The following is an 18,703-nucleotide window of genomic DNA, read 5'->3' as shown; positions in this document are numbered from 1 at the left end:
AGCGAGGAAATAAGTATTAATTATATTCCGTAAAATTTTTCAAGTTTAATATATCACTTAAGCTAGCGCGAGCGTCTCGCTCGTTCCCTCAAAGTATTTTATTGTTTTTTTTTGTTGTCAGGCTTGTGTTCACGAGCGGGATGCAAAGTGTTTTCAAAGCTAACTTCTTTTAAGTCAATAACTTTATGGAAGACCATAATTGTTAATCTAAAAACCAAATTCCTAGCCCTGATAACAGCGGCATCCTTTTTAGGCAATTCAAAATAGTGTTGTTTACCATAAACCTTCTGCCTAAAAAGATATAGCGGATAGCAGGATACAGCTCCTAAAAAACAACATAATTCCACCAAACAATCTCAAGAAACAAAGCCTAAAAAACTCAAAAAGTTAATGATAGAATTTTCAACAAAAATTTTGTAATTTTGCAGTCCAATAAAAAGGAAATAAAAAATGTTAGATAGACTTCAAATAGTAAAACAACGTTTCGACGAGATTTCGGACTTAATTATCCAGCCGGATGTTATTTCTGATCAGAAACGTTATGTGCAATTGAATCAAGAGTACAAAAACCTGAAAGCATTGGCTGAAAAGCGTGATGAATATGTGCTTTTGATGGCTAATATAGATGAGGCAAACGAAATTATTGCTGATGGAAGTGATGCAGATATGGTTGAAATGGCCAAAATGCAACTGGATGAAGTAAAAGAAAGATTGCCTGAACTGGAGGAAGAAATTAAATTCATGCTGATCCCTAAAGATCCTGAAGATGCTAAGAATGTTATGGTGGAGATTCGTGCCGGAACGGGTGGGGATGAAGCGAGTATTTTTGCAGGAGATTTGTTCAGGATGTATACTAAATATTGTGAGAATCAAGGCTGGAGAACTTCGGTTGTAGATATGAACGAAGGAACTTCCGGAGGTTTCAAAGAGGTAATTTTTGAGGTTTCGGGAGAAGATGTTTATGGAACTTTGAAGTTTGAAGCGGGTGTTCACCGTGTACAGCGTGTTCCTCAGACTGAAACTCAGGGACGTGTGCATACATCGGCAGCTACAGTTATGGTTTTGCCAGAAGCGGAAGAGTTTGATGTACAAATTGATATGAATGATGTTCGTGTTGATTTCTTCTGTTCATCAGGACCTGGAGGACAATCTGTAAATACAACGAAATCTGCGGTACGTTTAACGCACATTCCAACCGGATTGGTGGCGCAATGTCAGGATCAAAAATCGCAACATAAAAATAAAGATAAGGCATTGACGGTTTTACGTTCTCGTTTATATGAACAGGAATTAGCCAAAAAAGAGGCTGAAGATGCTACAAAACGTACTTCTCAGGTAAGTTCTGGTGACCGTTCGGCTAAGATTCGTACGTACAACTACGCTCAGGGTCGTGTAACAGATCACAGAGTTGGTTTAACGCTTTATGATCTAGGAAACATCATGAATGGTGATATTCAGAAAATCGTTGCGGAGCTTCAATTGGTAAACAATATGGAGAAATTGAAAGAAGCTTCAGAAGTGTTTTAATTTCAGGTTCTGAGGTGCTAAGATGCTAAGGTTCTGAGATTTTTATTTTAGAGAAATAGAAACAAGAAGTAAGAATATAGAGAATTGAAAAAAGCCGGACTACTTTGTAGTCCGGCTTTTTTGTTTTGGTTTTTGTAGTTTATTTCAAGAATTAACATAGAATATAAAGTCCCATTCTTGTTTTTATTGGGCTTATTTAAGATAAGAATTTTGGAACATAGCTGTAAATTTGAGACTTCATAGATTTAGTTAAAAATTATTGATCGTAAAAGTACTTAATACCATATTTAGTTGTGGTTTAAGTACTTTTTTTGATTTTAACCAATAAAACTACATTCATGTTGTAATAAAAGCATTTAAAATTTAAATTATTACTATCGCAAAAATCAAACACCTCACCATAATGACAATGTTATTCATTATCGCAGCTGTCCTTGTATTTTGGATCATTAAGAGATTTATAAAAGCAGTCAAAGACATTTTAAACGAACTCAAAAATTAAAAGCAAAAAAGCAAAGTACACTAATGCGCACTTTGCTTTTTTTAATAAGGATCTAATTTAGAATTAGAAATTATAGTGAAGGATATTAACTGTTTAACCGTTTGTTTATAAAACGTATAAAGCAAGTTAGATACCTAGAAATACTCTCGTAAATTCAAAATATTTATATAGATTAGAGTACATGTACACACTATTTTTTACCATTATTTCGGTTATCTTTTCCATAATAATTATTTTTAGTTATACAATTCCTCTTCCGACGATTCTTGTGATGAGCTCTCTTGCGAGTCTCCATGTGGTTTAGAAACTAATGTTGTTACGGCAAGCTGTACTATTGAACCGAGAATATTTTTAAATGTAGAGTCGGTTTTTCCTATTACTAATTTTTTTGCCAGAAACCCAATACCAATACTGATGGCAGATTGAGCGATATCGCTTTTAAATCCTATGGTTTCATTAATTTCTTCAACTGTGTTTCGAATTAGGTTAAGGGGTTTTAAATTCTCCTTAATTTCATCGATTTCATCTTTTATTGCGCACCATTCGGCATCTTGTTGTACCTCCAGTTGCTTTATTCGCTGATTTAATCCATCAATAGTATAAACAGTTTCCATACTTGTCTTTTTTTATCTTAATTAAATCAGTTTTGCGTTTCTTTTAAAATGCTGGAAATAATCATATTTCCAATTGGTGTTTTAATTAGCTTATGTTGCGTTTTAACTAATATAATAGCAACGATAAGATAAAATAACGCCACAATAAAAAAACCGTAATAATACTCACCAAGCTCTTTTCCAATAAATAAACTAAGCCCGATATTAAGAAACAGGGTAAAAAATGCAACAACCGCGCCAACCGCAATTTTGGATGTTAATGTTGATAAAACATCTGCAGCTGCTGATACCGTTTTGAGTTTGATTAACTCTACACTCGTTTTGGTATAGTTTTCTGCTTTTTCATACATATTCAGGTTTTCACTTGTTGTTGCATTTGTTTCCATGATATAGGGTATTTTTATAGTTGAAAAAATTCACTTTTTAATAGTTCGTTTTTACAGTTTTTGCTTCGTCTTTAATAGTATTGAAGTCTTCTTTTGCCTGATTGAATTTTGCTTTTCCTTCTTCAATAATATCTTTACCATTTGAAGTGATAGTGCTTAAAATTCCGTCAACTTTTCCTTTCAGGTTATCTCCGTAATCTTTTGATTTGTCTGAGATTTTTTTTCTTGTATTTGATCCTTTATCCGGAGCAAATAAAACTCCTAAAAATGCTCCTGCCGCTGCAGCTCCTAAAATTCCTAATAATGTGTTACTCGTTTTCATAATATTTGATTTAGTGATTAATATAAATTATTTAATAATAGTTTGATTTAAATTTCTCGACCTTTAATAAGTCTGAACAGTATTGCGATTACGGCAATTACCAGTAATATGTGGATAATACTTCCTGCGCTATATACAAAGAACCCCAAGGCCCAAAGAATAACTAAAATAACTGCGATTGTGTATAATAAATTTGACATGGTTCTTATTATTTAGTGGGTTAATAAATGTTTTTATTTTTAATTTAATTTATACGAAACGTATAAAGTAAGGTTGCTGTTTTTTGCGTCTGGGAACGTATAAGTAGTTCCTGCAACGGTCCTTTCTTTTCCAACAGTTGTTAAACCGTAATTATAACGTAAACCAATGCTTACCGGATTAAAATCTACTCCGACACCAGCTGAAAGACCAGCATCAAATTTGTTTAAATCCTCAGTATCAATTTCTTCTTCAAAGTTAAAGTCTCCATCGCCTGTTACTTTAGAATTTACCAGGTACGAAGCGTAACCTCCGGCATGAACATTAAAGTTTTTAGTGATGTTAACTCTTACTAACAAAGGAACTTCAATATAATTTAGTTTGAACTTTGCGTTTCCGCTTGCAAAAGCATTGTTGTATTCTAATTCAGATCCTTTTGTAGTAAACAAAATCTCTGGCTGAATTGCGATAAAATCTGAAACTGGTAATGTGGCATATACACCGGCGTTAAAACCGTAAAGTACATTGTTGTCATCAGCCTCGCTTTGATAAAGGTTAGACATGTTGAATCCTCCTTTTACACCAAACTCAGTGGTCACTTTTTCATCTTGTGCTTGTAGTACTCCAAAAGAAGCGGTCATAAAAAGGGTTAAGGCGCATAAAAAATTTGATTGCATTTTCATTGTTAAAAAATTTAGTTAATAATATAGATATAAAGGCATTTAATTAATTTCACTCTTAATTTGTTCAGTTTCACGTAAAAGCTGATATTGTTCCGGCAAATATTGCAGCGTTAATTTCAAAATCATTTTATCATTTGTTTCTTTTGAAATGTTTTCAAACAACTTAATTTGCTGCGCTAGTGATATTGACACCGCATTTAAATAAGCTTTATTAAAATTGAGATCTTTTGTATTTGTCAAAGCCACTATTTCATCTTTGTGAACGGCGTTGATGTCAGTTATAACAATCAGCTTTTTGTTAGCCATTTCTGTTATTTTCTGCAACAATTGATTTTCATGATTTTCAATTTTTTTGCTTACTTCCAATATTTCACTTTCTGAACTTTTTTGTTTTGCAATTTGACTTTTCGAAATCGTAGAATTCACAACATTTCCCATATCAATAAAAAAAGAAGTTTCTATTTCTTCAGTATGATTTTTATTGAAAGTTTCTTTTTTAAAAGAGCTTTCTCTTTGACTTTTTTTTCCGCACGAAGCGAAACAAAATAAGATTATCAAAAAGAAAAGAACTTTAAAAATTAGTGCTTTTTTAGGGGGCATTGTTTTCATTATTACTTCATAAAGTATTACATTACAAAGATGCTAACGAATACTTTATTTTGCTTTACAGCATAAAAAAGAAACGTTATATAATTCCCATAACGGGTTTATATAACGTTTTTTATGTAGTTTTTAAGGGATTTTATTCAGGAAGAAATACTGTAAAAACTGAGCCAGCATTGGGTATGCTGTCTGCTATAATATACCCTTTATGGTTTTCGACAATTTTTTTGCAGATGGCTAAACCAATTCCGGTTCCGGGATAATCTGTTTTAGAATGCAGTCGCTGAAAAAGGACAAAAATGGTTTCCTTAAACTGAGGATCAAATCCCATTCCGTTGTCTCTAAAAATTATTTTGTAGAATTTTTTTATTGACTGTTCTAGTAAATCAGGATAATCTGCAGATAATACTTTGTCGCATTCAACAGAAATTTCAGGAACAGTTCCGGGTTTATTATATTTTAAAGAATTTCCGATTAAGTTGATGAAAAGCTGCTCGACCTGATAGGGTATAACAGACAGTTTAGGTAATTTTGAAGCTGTAATGACCGCTTTCTTTTCATGAATAATTTCCGTTAATTCTGATTTGGCATTTTCAAGCAATTCGTTCAGATTTGATTTTAAGAACTCTTTTTTGGTTGTATTTGTTCGTGAGAATAATAGTAAATCATCAATTAAAACACGCATTCTTTTTGCTGAAACTTCAATCTTCGAAATATAGTCTTTAGCACTGTCTGACATTACGGCTTTATCAGCATCAGAAACACGCGAAATAAAAGTTTGGATTTTTCTTAGCGGTTCCTGCAAATCGTGGCTTGCTACGTGGTTGAAAGAGGCTAACTCTTTATTACTTTTTTCCAGTTCTCTGTTGCGTTCCTGAAGTTCGATGTTCAGCAAATGCTCATCAGTAATGTCAAAATTAATTCCGAGTAAGATTTTGCTTCCCTGCTGATCAGTCAATAATTTTCCGGTCGATTTAAAATATCTGATTTCGCGGTTTGGGCGTACAATTTTGTAGTAAATAAAGGGGAGTTGTTTTTTCTCCAGAATTCCTTCCATCGATTTTGCGATTGCGTCTTTGTCATCCGGATGCACAAACTCCAGAAAAGTTTCTTTTTTCGGAACAAAAGCATTCGGGTGAAAACCTAATAAACGATATTGATTGTCGGAGTAATCAATTTTATCAGCGTCTAAGTCCCATTGCCACGTGCTGAATTTTCCAATAATTTCAGATTCGGCCATCAAACCGCCAGAAATTAAAAGCTGTTTATTAAAAACTTTCAGCCTTTGAAAATCACGGCTAATTTGTCTGTAGGCTAATAAAATGAAAAGTAAGGCTGTTAAAAATAATGAAGTTGAAAAAACAGGACTTAAAGAAATTTCCTGGTCATAAATTTCCAGTCTTTTTTTGAGGTATATTTTCTCGATGTCATTCATCTGATCGACCTGAAAACGAATATTTTCCATTAATATTCTTCCGCCAAACATGTGGTTGTCAAGCTGACGTTTATCGTACGTTTTAGGATCGCTGTATTTCAGACAGTTTTCAAATGAAACAAATCGCTGAATAATTAATTTGAATAATCTTTGGAGATTTTTCTGCTGTAAGGCATTATCAGCAGTTAATTTTTTTAGGGTAACAAATGAAGCGTTTACTTTGTCGCGCGAATAAAGATACGGAGACAGAAACCTGTTGTTTCGCGTGATAATATATCCTCGCTGACCTGTCTCGGCATCTTTAATCGCCGACATTAATCGTTCTAATTGTATGTTAATTTCATACGTATGCATTAACAATTTACTGGATTCGTTTAAATCCTGATTGTGTTTGTAAGCAATCGAAGATAAAAATAACAGAATGAAAACAGCGATTACAAAAATAACTCTCAAAGAGTTTGAAGAATTAAACTTTGGTATCCATTTCATTGGGCATGCGTATTATTTTAGTCGTAACAAAAAGTTATCACGATTCAGACCTGAGGTATGATAGTGCCAGTTTACGGTGACGACTTCGTTGATAATTTTTTTAAGCGTATTAAAATCGCTTGGTTTTTTAATGTAAATATTGGCACCTTGTACAAATGTATCTTCAATATCTTCTTCAGATGATGAAGTAGAGTAAATAGCGATAATAATGTTTTTCAGATGGTCGGTTTTTTTAATTTCAATCAAACATTCTTTACCTGTTTTTTTTGGCATGTTTAAATCCAGAAATAAAATATCCGGTAATTTGTTTTCAGGATCCATTAAATGATCCATTAACTGCATTCCATCATGAACAAATTGTACTTTGGTTTGTATTTTGATTTCCTCAAATGCGTCTTTAAAAAAAAGACGATCATCCTCGTCATCATCGGCCAATAATATATTTAATGCGTTTTTTTGCATTTTAGTATGGTATTTAGGTTTTATTTTAAATTTTCTCTTCGTTTCTTAATTATCCTCTGAAAAGCCGAAGGAGTAATTCCGGTTGTATTTTTAAACTGCGTACTCAAATGGGCAACACTCGAATAGTTAAGTAAAAAAGCAATTTCGGTTAAGCTCATTTCATTAATAATAATTAATTGCTTAGCTCTTTCAATCTTTTGTAAAATGATGAAATTTTCTATAGATGAATACGTTACCTCCGAAAAAACATTCGATAAATATCCGTAACTATGATTTAGTTTTTCAGCTAAAAATACAGAACTTTTATAATTGTTGCTATCCTCAAGAAAGACAAGTTCAATTATGGCATCCTTAATTTTTTGAACTAAAACGCTTTTTTGGTTTTCGACAACTTCAAAACCATGCGGACTCAAATTGTTTTTTAAAGCCTCAAGTGCCTCAACATTCAGATTATCTTCAATTTCTATCTCGCCAAAGCCTAAAGTTTTAAAGTTTATATTTTGTTCTTCAAGGTTTTGTTTTAAATAAAGAGAACAAATGGTGTTAATATCGAACTTTATAAATAGTTTCATTTTATAAAAATTTGGTTAAAGATAATTAATTTATTTTTGGTTCTGGGTGTAATTTTAGACTGAAACATGAGGTTTTACTGCAAAAAAGTAAAATAATCAAAAAAATACCGTCTAATGTTTTTTATTAGACGGTATCATGGCTGACTCAAAAGAATTTACAAATCTGAAATGATTTGTTGAACTTCTTCTTTAGTCTTGCCTAATTTTTGCTGAAGTTTTCCATACATTTCATCTTCTTTACCTTCAGCGTACAATAAATCATCCTCTGTTAAATCTGCATATTTCTGTTTAAGTTTCCCCTTCAGCTCGTTCCAGTTCCCTTTTATTTCTGTCGAATTCATGATATTTTTTTTATATATTAATAGTAATGTAAAATTACAGCCTGAGATTAAATTTAGTGTTACATCAATTTAAAAAACTATTGTATAATTCACATTTTGTTATATTTCTAAACTTGATAACGACGTAATATCCAAGCCATTTTTTCATGTTGCTGTAATAAACCTGTAATAAAATCAGCAGAACCAATGTCGTGATTATCATTCTCAAAAACCGGAATGTAATCTCTGAATTCGGTTACCAATTGCTCATGGTTTTCTAAAAGTTCTTCCAGCATATTTTTTTGCGATGCATACTCTTTTGGCGATTCTTTTAATGTAGAATTCTCGATGAACTCTTTCATGGTTCCGATAGTTTTTTCACCAAGCTGACTAATGCGTTCTGCAACCTCATCAATATTAGCTTCTAAAATTCGGTATTGGTCTTCAAACAATTTGTGCAATTCCATAAAGCTATTCCCGGAAATATTCCAATGAAATTTTCTTGTTTTAACATACAGAGTCATTTCGTTTGATAAAATAGTGGCTAATATACTGGTACTCTTCTTTAAATTTTTTGGACTAATTCCGATATTTGGGCTCATAATTGCTTGATTTAGGGTTATTTTACAAAAATAATTCAGGAGTATATTTTTTCTCTTATATAATTTTCAGAAGATGTTATAGGAATTCAATGTCAGTGCGATAATTAGAGAATGAGGCAATTAGATTATGAGATAATTAGCTTGAAACATCTGTTATCTCACCCTGAGCGATGTCAAAAGTGTGCTTCAATTGTAACGTGGGCTTCGACCACTCTCAACCTGACAGAGTGAGTAAACCTGAAACCTGAAACTTGAAACCTGAAACTTGAAACTAATAATATTATTTGTAATTTTGCCGCACTAGTAAAATACAATATGACAACACAACAACTACATGAGCAAATTCTACAAAAAAAGTCATTTTTATGCGTTGGCTTAGATCCTGATTTAACTAAAATTCCACCACATTTATTAGAAACAGAAGATCCTATTTTCGAATTTAATAAAGCAATTATTGATGCGACGCACGATTTGGCTGTTGGATATAAACCAAATACTGCTTTCTTTGAAGCGTATGGGCTAAAAGGATGGCTTTCATTGCAAAAAACAATTAATTATATCAACGAAAATTTTCCCGATATTTTTACGATTGCCGATGCAAAACGTGGCGATATCGGAAATACTTCAAGCATGTATGCAAAAGCTTTTTTTGAAGATTTGAATTTTGACAGTGTAACTGTTGCACCTTATATGGGAAAGGATTCAGTTGAGCCTTTTTTAGCTTTCGAAAATAAACATACCATTATGTTAGCGTTGACTTCTAACGAAGGAGCTTTCGATTTTCAGACTTTAACTACAAACGGAAAGGAATTGTACAAACAAGTTTTGGAAACTTCTAAAACATGGAAAAACAGCCATAATTTAATGTATGTTGTCGGAGCTACTAAAGCAGAATATTTTGCTGACATCAGAAAAATTGTCCCGGACAGTTTCTTATTAGTTCCTGGAATTGGCGCTCAAGGCGGAAGTTTATCAGAAGTATGCAAATACGGAATGAACGACAATGTAGGTTTATTAGTGAATTCTGCAAGAGCGATTATCTACGCCTCAAAAGGAACTGATTTCGCCGAAAAAGCCAGAGAAGAAGCTTTGAAAGTACAACAGGAAATGGAGGAGATTTTAAATTTCAAGTTTCAGGTTTAAAGTAGGTTGACTTTACTTTTGAACATATTTTTACCACAAAGGGCACTAAGATTTTGATGCATTCTTGGTTTTGTAAAAAAAAAAACACAAAGTTCACAAAGCTTTGAGTTGATCTAGCTTTGTGAACTTTGTGTTTGCTAACCATAAAGTTAGATAAAAATCTTAGCGCACTTTGTGGTTAAATTCACAATCCATAAACCTAAAACATGAAACAACTCAAAGATCAGCTTGGTACTTTACATTCTTTTGAGACGGCTCCGCAACGTATTATCTCGTTAGTGCCTTCTCAAACCGAATTATTGTATGATTTAGGTTTAGAAGAAAAGATCATCGGGATTACGAAGTTTTGTGTGCATCCGTTTCATTTAAAATCGACAAAGAAAATTGTTGGAGGAACAAAGAAAATTCATTTCGAAAAAATAAAACTATTACAGCCTGATATTATCATTTGTAATAAAGAAGAAAACACACGAGAAATTGTAGAACAATTAAGTAGTATTTGTCCGGTTTGGGTAACGAATATTGTTACTGTCGAAGATAATTTTAAGATGATTTCAGATTTTGGTCAATTGTTTAATTGCAGAACAGAAGCTCAAAAATGGAATGACAAATTGAATTTCGCCCTGAGCGATTTCAAAAAATACATTCAGGATATTCCAACAAAAAAAGCAGCTTATTTTATTTGGAAGAGTCCTTATATGGTTGCTGGAAAAGAAACGTATATCAACGAATTATTAAAATTAAATCATTTTCAGAATATCTACCAAGATAAAGGTCGTTATCCTGAAATTGAACTCAAAAAAATACGTTTAGAAGGAGATCCAGATTTGGTGTTCCTTTCTTCAGAACCCTACCCTTTTAAGGAGGAAGACGCTTTCGAAATAGGCCGTTTTACACATCACGCCAAAACTATTTTTGTTGATGGCGAAATGTTCTCCTGGCATGGCAGCCGACTTCTAAAGGCTTTCCATTACTTCAAATTACTTCACGAGCGCTTAAAAGCTTAAATTCCAATAAAAAAATTCCAAATTCCAACTTAATCTTAAAATTGGAATTTGGAATTTTTTTATTGGAATTTAATTAAATAAAGAATGCCGGCATCTCGAAGACGCCGGCATCATTTAACTAACCAAAACCAAAATAATAAATAACCAGTTTATTACATTGCAAAGATCAGACATATATCAAGGTCATGCTGTTAAGGTTTTGTTATTACTTTGTTGGACATAAGTTAAGATTTTTTATCGCTTCATTTTGAGAATTCTACACTTGTATATAAATTTTGGTTATTAAAAGATAATAACAATCAATTTTGTTTATGAATATCGTAAAGATAAGTTTGTATATTTGATAAAGTGTTAAATATCAGTTATATGAGAAATTGAGAAAAACTGGTATTTGACTGGAAGCCATTAACAGTAATTAAAAAAAAATAAAAGAAGAAATGAGCGAATCAATTGAAAAATGTCCTTTCCATAATGGACAAATGAAAGAAACAAGATCGGCAGGAACATCTAATAAAGATTGGTGGCCAAATCGTTTAGACCTAAGTGTATTACGCCAGAATTCAAGTTTGTCTGACCCAATGGAAAAAGGCTTTAATTATGCTGAGGCCTTTAAAACTTTAGATCTAAATGAAGTTAAAAAAGATCTTTATGCATTAATGACAGACTCTCAGGATTGGTGGCCAGCTGATTATGGTCATTATGGTCCTTTGTTTATTCGTATGGCCTGGCATAGTGCCGGAACGTATCGCACATTCGACGGACGTGGAGGAGCGAGTTCAGGAAATCAGCGTTTTGCACCTCTAAACAGCTGGCCTGATAATGGAAATTTAGATAAAGCACGTTTTTTACTTTGGCCAATAAAACAAAAATACGGCAACAAAATTTCATGGGCCGATTTAATGATTTTAACTGGTAACTGCGCTTTGGAATCGATGGGATTCAAAACTTTTGGATTTGCAGGTGGTAGAGAAGATGTTTGGGAACCAGAACAAGATGTAAATTGGGGTTATGAAAAAGAATGGTTAGCTACTAGTGACAAAGCTAATAGCAGGTACTCTGGTGATAGAGACTTAGAGAACCCTCTTGCTGCCGTGCAAATGGGATTAATATATGTAAACCCAGAAGGTCCGGATGGAAATCCTGATCCAATTGGTTCTGGTAGAGATATTAGAGAAACTTTCGCCCGCATGGCAATGAATGATGAAGAAACTGTGGCTTTAACAGCCGGCGGACACACATTCGGTAAAGCACACGGAGCGGGAGATGCTGCGTTAGTAGGAGTAGAGCCAGAAGGTGCAAGCATCGAACAAATGGGATTTGGTTGGAAAAGTACTCACGGAACAGGAGTAGGTGGAGATGCTATTACAAGTGGTATAGAAGGTGCGTGGAAACCAAACCCTACAACTTGGGATAATGGTTATTTTGAAACATTGTTCAAATACGATTGGAAATTGACTAAAAGTCCTGCAGGGGCACATCAATGGACACCAACTGATGAAAGCGCCGCTACAGATGTAGAAGATGCACACGATCCGACGAAAAGACATGCGCCAATGATGACAACAGCAGATATGGCTATGAAAATGGATCCTGTTTATGAAAAAATTTCGAGAGACTACATGCAGAATTTTGACAAATTTGCTGATGCTTTCGCAAGAGCATGGTTCAAATTGACGCATAGAGACATGGGACCAATTGCCCGTTATTTAGGCCCTGAAGTTCCCAGTGAAATATTAATTTGGCAAGACCCGATTCCTGCTGCTAAAAGTGAATTAAACCATAATGATATTGCTGTTTTAAAGGATAAAATACTTGCCAGTGGCCTGTCAATTTCACAATTAGTTTCTACTGCTTGGGCTTCGGCATCTACATTTCGTATTTCTGATAAACGTGGTGGTGCTAATGGAGCCCGTATTCGTTTTGAACCTCAAATAAATTGGGAAGTGAATTCACCTGCTCAATTAAAAAATGTATTGGCAACTTATGAAACGATACAAAATGAATTCACAAGTTCTGGAAAAGTAGTTTCAATAGCAGACTTGATCGTTTTAGGTGGATCTGTAGGAATTGAAAAAGCAGCAGCAAACGCAGGAATAAATATTGATGCTCCTTTTACACCAGGCAGAGGTGATGCAACTTTAGAGCAAACTGATGTACATTCTTTTGAAGCTTTAGAGCCAAAAGCTGATGGATTCAGAAATTATAAAAATGCTAATGTTAGTGCAATCACAGAAGAACTTTTAATAGATAAAGCACAATTATTAGGATTAACTGCACCTGAAATGACAGTTTTACTTGGTGGCTTGAGAGTCCTAAATACAAATTATGATGGCTCTAAACATGGTGTGCTTACAAATAACACAGAAAAATTGAACAATGATTTCTTTGTCAATTTATTAGATTTAAGTACGGCATGGAAAGCAATCAACGAAAAAGGTGAAACTTTTGAAGGGCGTGACCGTAAAACTGGTGAAATAAAATGGACAGCAACCCGTGCAGATCTTATTTTTGGTTCAAATTCAGAATTACGCGCCATCGCTGAAGTTTACGCCTGCGACGATGCAAACGAAAGATTTGTAAAAGATTTTGTTACCGTATGGACTAAAGTGATGAATGCTGACCGATTTGATCTGAAATAGGTTCAAAGGTTCAAAGGTTCAGAGTAACAAAGGTTCAAAGGTTTTTCCTTTATATTTTTATATTTTGTGATAATAAACCTCTATACCTTTGAGCCTTTGCCTCTTTGAACCTAGGAAAAAACAACCGTTTTGTTGCTGTAAACCATTGTTTTACGTTCTGCGTGTAATTTGATAGCTCTTGCCAAAACAATACGCTCTAAATCTCGTCCTTTCATTATAAAGTCATCAACCGAATGAATGTGCGAAACTCGTGCAATATCCTGTTCGATAATCGGACCTTCATCTAATTCCGCTGTAACATAATGACTTGTTGCACCAATAATTTTCACACCGCGTTTAAAAGCTGAATGATACGGTTTCGCACCAGGAAATGCCGGTAAAAATGAATGGTGAATATTAATGATTTTATTCTCGTAAAGCGAAATCAAATTTGGCGTAATAATCTGCATATAGCGCGCCAGTACAATAAAATTAATTTGATAACGATTCAATAATTCAATTTGCTTGGCTTCGCCTTCTTCTTTGTTATCTTTTGTAAAAGGCACACAATGATACGGAATATCAAAACGTTCAGCAATTGATCTTAAATCGTTGTGGTTGCTAATAATAACCGGAATTTCAACATTTAATTCACCAGCACTGTAACGCCCTAAAATGTCAAACAAACAGTGATCATATTTTGAAACAAACAAAGCCATTTTAGGTTTATGCTCCTGGTTGTATAATTCCCAAGACATATCAAAATCGGCTGCAATCGTTTCGTTGAAATCAGTTTTTAAGCTTTCGATTGTAATATGATTGTTCGTCAATTCACATTCCAATCGCATAAAAAACACGTTTTGTTCTACATCAACATGCTGATCGATATACGTAATATTTCCTTCGACTTTTGCAATAAAAGTAGTCACTGCTGCGATAATTCCTTTTTTGTCTCTGCAATGAATCAGAATCGTAATTTTTTGCATTTTTTTGGTTGGTTAATCGGTTAATTGTTTATTTGGTTAATTGTTTAATCGAACAGAATTGCAGCTAAACGATTAAACAATTAACCGATTAAACAAAATTTACTTTCCATCCTGCATCGCAAAAACACTTTTTAATAAAGGCGTTGTTCTTGCACTGATATTATTTCGGATTTCTTTTTCTTCAACGGCAATCATTTTAAAAACACCTGATAAAGCCTGATTGGTTGTGTAATCAGTCAAATCAGGATTTACTTTTTTCACTAACGGAATTGTATTGTATTTGTTTATAATCTTTGTCCAAACCACATCAGCACCTACTTTTTCAAACGAGCTTTTAATCACCGGATTAAATTTTCCGTACAAAGCCGTAGTAGTACTGTTTTGCAAATAACTTGTTGCTGCGCTGTCATTTCCTAACAAAATATTTTTAGCGTCAGTAAAAGTCATATTTTTCACTGCCGAAACAAATATCGGAGTAGCTTCTTTTACCGCATCTTCAGCCGCACGATTCAGCATTTTTATTCCTTCATCAGCAAGCGAGCTTAGACCAATTTTTCGTAAAGTAGCATCTACTTTTTGTAATTCGGCAGGCAATAAAATTTTCACAGCCTCATTTTTATAAAAACCATCAACAGCAGTTAATTTGCTAACTTGTTGTGTAATTCCTTTGTTCAGTGCTTCTTTCAGTCCCGAAGCGATATCAACACCGCCAACTCCCGGAATTTGAGATGAAATTTGTGGGAATTGATTTAATGTTTGTTGCATTTCTGCACACGATGTAAGAGAAAATGTAAAGGCTAATAATAAAATCTTTTTCATGATTGGGGTTTTATGAGTTTCAAAAATACTACTTATTCAAAAACAAAGCCACAATTTTATTTCAGGAGCAGATACAATTTGTTTCATAATTAACTTTTTTTAGATGCTGAGGTTCTAAGGGGCTAAGTTTGTAAGTTTTTTGCTCAAAAAAAAGAGATTCAGCCTAAACTGAATCTCTTTTAAATATTTAAACTTTGATAAATTGCTGCAGCTTATTTTTTCACAGCAAATTTACCGTCTTTCTCACAGTACACATCTTTTGAACTTGATTCGTATTTTTTAAAGCATGAATCTGCCGTTTTTTCAACTAAAAGAAAAGAGTTGTTGAACGAAATAAATCTCAATTCCACACCTTTATCCGTTTTGATAGTTGTTTTATCATCAACTACAACAAAATCTACGTCTCCGTTATCTTTATAAATCCAAACTTTTGCTTTAGTTGGATCCTCAGAACTCATAATACCACCTTCTTGTAAATTCTGAAAACGATCAACTTTTAGTTTTCCGGTTTTAGTTTCTCCATTTTGAGTTACAGAACCATTTAAGTGAATATAATAGGCAGAATCAAATGTTGGATTTTCTACTTTAGCAGTAAAATCATTTTGATTAACCATAATCAACCCTGATATGTTTGCCTTAGCTTCATCTGGCCACATACTCATCATTCCGGCACCTTGCTTAGCAGTTTCAAGATATTCTAAAGCTTTGTTGAAATTTGGAAGAAACATTTGTGTTAGAGCTAAATTCAGGTAAAGCACTTTGTTATAGTCTTTAGGTTTCATTTTTTTGTATTCTTTACCAACATACCCTAAATAGAATTTTTCTAAATCCGTAAGGTAAGATTGATCTAAAGAATTGGCTGCAATTTTATCTAAAAATTCATTGGTTTTAGTATTGAATTCAACAAGTTCACTAAATTCTTCTGCTTTATCAAAGAAACCGTAGTTTATTGTGTATTCTTTTTCAGTAGCAAAAACATTATTGTCTTTTAGGAATTTGTAACCAATATTATTTAAATCTCCGGCTAAGCTTTCATATGGTTTTCCGTTAATGTACGTAGGAGAATATAATTTGGCATTTTTTCCTTCTTCGTATATAATTTCATTGTTTTTACCTAAAACAAGGTATTTAAAATCTCCCTCTAATAAGTATTGACCATTATCAGCTTTTTTATAAGTTGCTCCTTTAAAACCCATTAAAACACGAACATCCGGATTTGCAGCATCTTTTTTAGTGTAATCTTCAATAGTATTTTTTACAACATTTTTCTCGTAAGTTTTTGTTGTTGGATCAGCGTAGGTAGCGTTCCAGCTATCATCACCCTGAATGATAATGTTGTAGGTTTTAATGTTTTTAAAAAACTCCGACTTTGGGATTGTGATTTTGATTTTTTTCTTGTCGGTATCTGCTTTTTGAGCATAAGAAGAGCTGCAAATTGCAGCTAAGAGAAGAAAACAAGTAATTTTTTTCATAAAATATATTTTTCTCAAATATATGAATATGACTATTAAAAATGATATGCAAGCATATATTTTAATTGAAAAAATACATTTAATTAATAAGTATTACTGATTATTAGCTTTTTAACACAAGGCAAAAAACAAGTAATCGGACAAATAAAAAAGGGTAATTTAAGTTTTGACTTTAGTATTTGAAAGTATTTTTTATCCTTCCAAATTCATAATCAATTCTAAAATTACCCTTAGATTTAAACTTTGATTTTTTTATTAATTATTGGCAATAGATTCTTCCGTAGAAAGAATTTCATTTAAATCACCATCTCTGTCATAAACGTCCTGAAAGAAACTAACTTCACCAGATTCTTTTACCCATGTTGTAAAATAAGTAATATAGATTGGCACTTTATTAGGTAATTTAAAAGTTGTTTCTGCTGAACCGTCCATCGCTTTATCAATTCTATCTGCAGTCCATTCTGGATAATCCTGCAGCATTGCAATTGCAAGTTCTTTAGCTTTACTTACGTTTATACAACCGTGGCTGAAAGTTCTTTGTTCAAAATCAAACAATGTTTTTGCAGGTGTATCGTGCATATAAATATCATCTGGATTTGGGAAAATAAATTTCACTAAACCTAGTGAATTTTCAATTCCTGGTTTTTGTCTTACCTGCCCATTAACCATCTCCATATTATGCTCGGCCAAATAATTTGGATCAGAAGCAATTTTCATTTTCAATTCGTTATCAACAATACTTTGCGGAACAGTCCAGTATGGGCTAAAAACCACTTTTTCGATATTTCCGTTAAATATGGTTGTTTTAGTTAAAGGTGCTCCAACAAAAACTTTAGAGACAAGTTCGATTTTACCATTTTTTACATAAACTAATTCAAAAGATGGAATATTTACCATTATATATTCTGTATCAGTTAATAATGTTGGATAAATCTCTTTACAACGTTCCATGTTAATGGTGATTTTTTTGATTTTTTCCTGAATTGGCTCGTTCAAATCTTTAATATTGGCTTCAGAAATAATGTAATTTGGTTTTAATCCGTTACGTAATTTATATTTCATTACGCCATCCATTAATTCCTGATCGTAAAAATCACTTTTAGAGTCATTTTGTAAATCTCCCATTACAAATAATCTATTTCTGATTTGAGCAATCGTAACTGATTTTGCATCAGGTCTAATATCTTTATAAGGAGTTTCTACAGTTATAGGAGTCCAGGTATTGTCTTGTTCTATTTTTTTATATTTTTTTAAGGCACTTTGCAGTTTATTATACTGATCAAATTTTACCACTTTATTTTCCGCAACAGGTTTTGATGCCACAGCAGCTGTTAAAGTATCATTTGCTGTTTTTTGTGCTATTTTTTGTTTAGGTAAAAGCCATCCTGATTTTTTTACTGTTTCAGCATTGACTCCGGTAAATGCATTCTTTACATATATAATGTAAGCAGCGCTTAAAAGCATATCAGAATCTGATTTTGAAGGTCTTTCAGTAGCTTTTAAATTAAAAATCTGATCAATTGCAGTTCTGTACGGAATTTCAATTTTTACACCTTCCTGACTTGCACTAATTTTTGTATATAAAACTTTTCCTAATTCAGTTATTTTTCCATTTTCATACCAAATAGTTCCGTACGATCTGTTTTTATATAAAGAGATAACCTCGTTTTGGTATTGTTTTAAGTCAGTGTATCTTTTGAAAAAATCATTCAAAATTTCGGTGTCTACTACATCATCATTTTTAGTAGAAATAGATGTGTCAACAGAAGTTCTTTTTTTATTTATTTCATTTTTATCAAGGGTATTAAAAGATGAAATAAACAAACTTGTGACTACAATTATGGCGATTGGATATAATGTTTTCATTTTAGTTTAAATTTTTACGTTAGATGCTTTTGGTAGGTAAGTTTTAGTAAAAATTTGGGGTTTTTCTACACTGCTAA

At 32.9% G+C, this 18,703-nt stretch carries 19 protein-coding genes; 4 read left to right on the top strand and 15 right to left on the bottom strand.

The annotated features are described in order from the left end of the window. The first annotated feature begins 450 nt into the window (after positions 1–450). The gene (gene prfA, locus J2X17_RS08020) at positions 451–1,527 is read left to right on the top strand and encodes a peptide chain release factor 1 (protein ID WP_310296355.1); all 1,077 of its coding nucleotides are present in this window, start codon (positions 451–453) and stop codon (positions 1,525–1,527) included. 738 nt (positions 1,528–2,265) lie between these two features. Here the strand turns inward: prfA and J2X17_RS08015 are convergent. The 11 genes from J2X17_RS08015 to J2X17_RS07965 form a co-directional block, all read right to left on the bottom strand. After that, positions 2,266–2,643 (bottom strand): hypothetical protein, encoded by a 378-nt coding sequence (locus tag J2X17_RS08015; protein WP_310296353.1) that lies wholly within the window; start codon positions 2,641–2,643, stop codon positions 2,266–2,268. Positions 2,644–2,669: 26 nt separating this feature from the next. Further along, complete coding sequence (locus J2X17_RS08010) at positions 2,670–3,029, bottom strand: hypothetical protein (RefSeq protein ID WP_310296351.1); 360 nt, start codon at positions 3,027–3,029, stop codon at positions 2,670–2,672. A 37-nt stretch (positions 3,030–3,066) separates the two neighbouring features. After that, positions 3,067–3,351: a YtxH domain-containing protein gene (locus tag J2X17_RS08005; RefSeq protein ID WP_310296349.1), complete on the bottom strand. Its 285-nt coding sequence runs from the start codon at positions 3,349–3,351 to the stop codon at positions 3,067–3,069. A gap of 47 nt (positions 3,352–3,398) precedes the next feature. Continuing rightward, entirely contained in the window at positions 3,399–3,551 is a 153-nt protein-coding gene (locus J2X17_RS08000; RefSeq protein ID WP_117590293.1) for a lmo0937 family membrane protein, read from the bottom strand. Positions 3,552–3,590: 39 nt separating this feature from the next. Beyond that, entirely contained in the window at positions 3,591–4,232 is a 642-nt protein-coding gene (locus tag J2X17_RS07995; RefSeq protein ID WP_310296346.1) for a porin family protein, read from the bottom strand. A 39-nt stretch (positions 4,233–4,271) separates the two neighbouring features. Further along, entirely contained in the window at positions 4,272–4,841 is a 570-nt protein-coding gene (locus tag J2X17_RS07990) for a DUF4142 domain-containing protein (protein ID WP_310296345.1), read from the bottom strand. A gap of 133 nt (positions 4,842–4,974) precedes the next feature. Beyond that, positions 4,975–6,759: a sensor histidine kinase gene (locus tag J2X17_RS07985; protein ID WP_310296344.1), complete on the bottom strand. Its 1,785-nt coding sequence runs from the start codon at positions 6,757–6,759 to the stop codon at positions 4,975–4,977. Positions 6,760–6,771: 12 nt separating this feature from the next. Next, a complete protein-coding gene (locus J2X17_RS07980) occupies positions 6,772–7,221 on the bottom strand; it encodes a response regulator (protein ID WP_056186416.1) in 450 nt (149 codons plus the stop codon). A gap of 20 nt (positions 7,222–7,241) precedes the next feature. Continuing rightward, positions 7,242–7,793: a helix-turn-helix domain-containing protein gene (locus J2X17_RS07975; protein ID WP_310296342.1), complete on the bottom strand. Its 552-nt coding sequence runs from the start codon at positions 7,791–7,793 to the stop codon at positions 7,242–7,244. Between the two features lie 155 nt (positions 7,794–7,948). After that, entirely contained in the window at positions 7,949–8,134 is a 186-nt protein-coding gene (locus J2X17_RS07970; RefSeq protein ID WP_310296340.1) for a CsbD family protein, read from the bottom strand. Between the two features lie 107 nt (positions 8,135–8,241). Further along, positions 8,242–8,715: a Dps family protein gene (locus J2X17_RS07965; protein ID WP_310296338.1), complete on the bottom strand. Its 474-nt coding sequence runs from the start codon at positions 8,713–8,715 to the stop codon at positions 8,242–8,244. 315 nt (positions 8,716–9,030) lie between these two features. Here J2X17_RS07965 and pyrF point away from each other — a divergent pair, with 315 nt between their 5' ends. The 3 genes from pyrF (at position 9,031) to katG (ending at position 13,504) form a co-directional block, all read left to right on the top strand. After that, positions 9,031–9,858 (top strand): orotidine-5'-phosphate decarboxylase, encoded by an 828-nt coding sequence (gene pyrF, locus J2X17_RS07960; RefSeq protein ID WP_310296336.1) that lies wholly within the window; start codon positions 9,031–9,033, stop codon positions 9,856–9,858. A 206-nt stretch (positions 9,859–10,064) separates the two neighbouring features. After that, complete coding sequence (locus J2X17_RS07955; protein ID WP_310296334.1) at positions 10,065–10,865, top strand: ABC transporter substrate-binding protein; 801 nt, start codon at positions 10,065–10,067, stop codon at positions 10,863–10,865. A 437-nt stretch (positions 10,866–11,302) separates the two neighbouring features. Next, on the top strand, positions 11,303–13,504 hold the full coding sequence (gene katG, locus J2X17_RS07950) for a catalase/peroxidase HPI (protein WP_310296333.1): 2,202 nt from the start codon (positions 11,303–11,305) through the stop codon (positions 13,502–13,504). Positions 13,505–13,614: 110 nt separating this feature from the next. On the opposite strand, the gene purU is transcribed toward katG, so the two are convergent. The 4 genes from purU to J2X17_RS07930 all read right to left on the bottom strand — a co-directional run bounded on the left by purU (position 13,615) and on the right by J2X17_RS07930 (position 18,626). Beyond that, positions 13,615–14,469 carry a formyltetrahydrofolate deformylase gene (purU, locus tag J2X17_RS07945; RefSeq protein WP_310296331.1) on the bottom strand — a complete coding sequence of 285 codons (855 nt, stop codon included), beginning with the start codon at positions 14,467–14,469 and terminating at the stop codon, positions 13,615–13,617. 99 nt (positions 14,470–14,568) lie between these two features. Further along, on the bottom strand, positions 14,569–15,288 hold the full coding sequence (locus J2X17_RS07940; RefSeq protein ID WP_310296328.1) for a DUF4197 domain-containing protein: 720 nt from the start codon (positions 15,286–15,288) through the stop codon (positions 14,569–14,571). A gap of 212 nt (positions 15,289–15,500) precedes the next feature. Continuing rightward, positions 15,501–16,760 (bottom strand): hypothetical protein, encoded by a 1,260-nt coding sequence (locus tag J2X17_RS07935; RefSeq protein ID WP_310296327.1) that lies wholly within the window; start codon positions 16,758–16,760, stop codon positions 15,501–15,503. 255 nt (positions 16,761–17,015) lie between these two features. Further along, the gene (locus tag J2X17_RS07930; RefSeq protein ID WP_310296326.1) at positions 17,016–18,626 is read right to left on the bottom strand and encodes a L,D-transpeptidase family protein; all 1,611 of its coding nucleotides are present in this window, start codon (positions 18,624–18,626) and stop codon (positions 17,016–17,018) included. Positions 18,627–18,703 lie beyond the last annotated feature (77 nt).

The organism is Flavobacterium aquidurense (assembly GCF_031458035.1).
GTDB classification, from domain to species: domain Bacteria; phylum Bacteroidota; class Bacteroidia; order Flavobacteriales; family Flavobacteriaceae; genus Flavobacterium; species Flavobacterium aquidurense_C.
The sequence above is the reverse complement of the archived record's forward strand: the minus strand, read 5'-3'. Positions and strand labels throughout refer to the sequence as shown.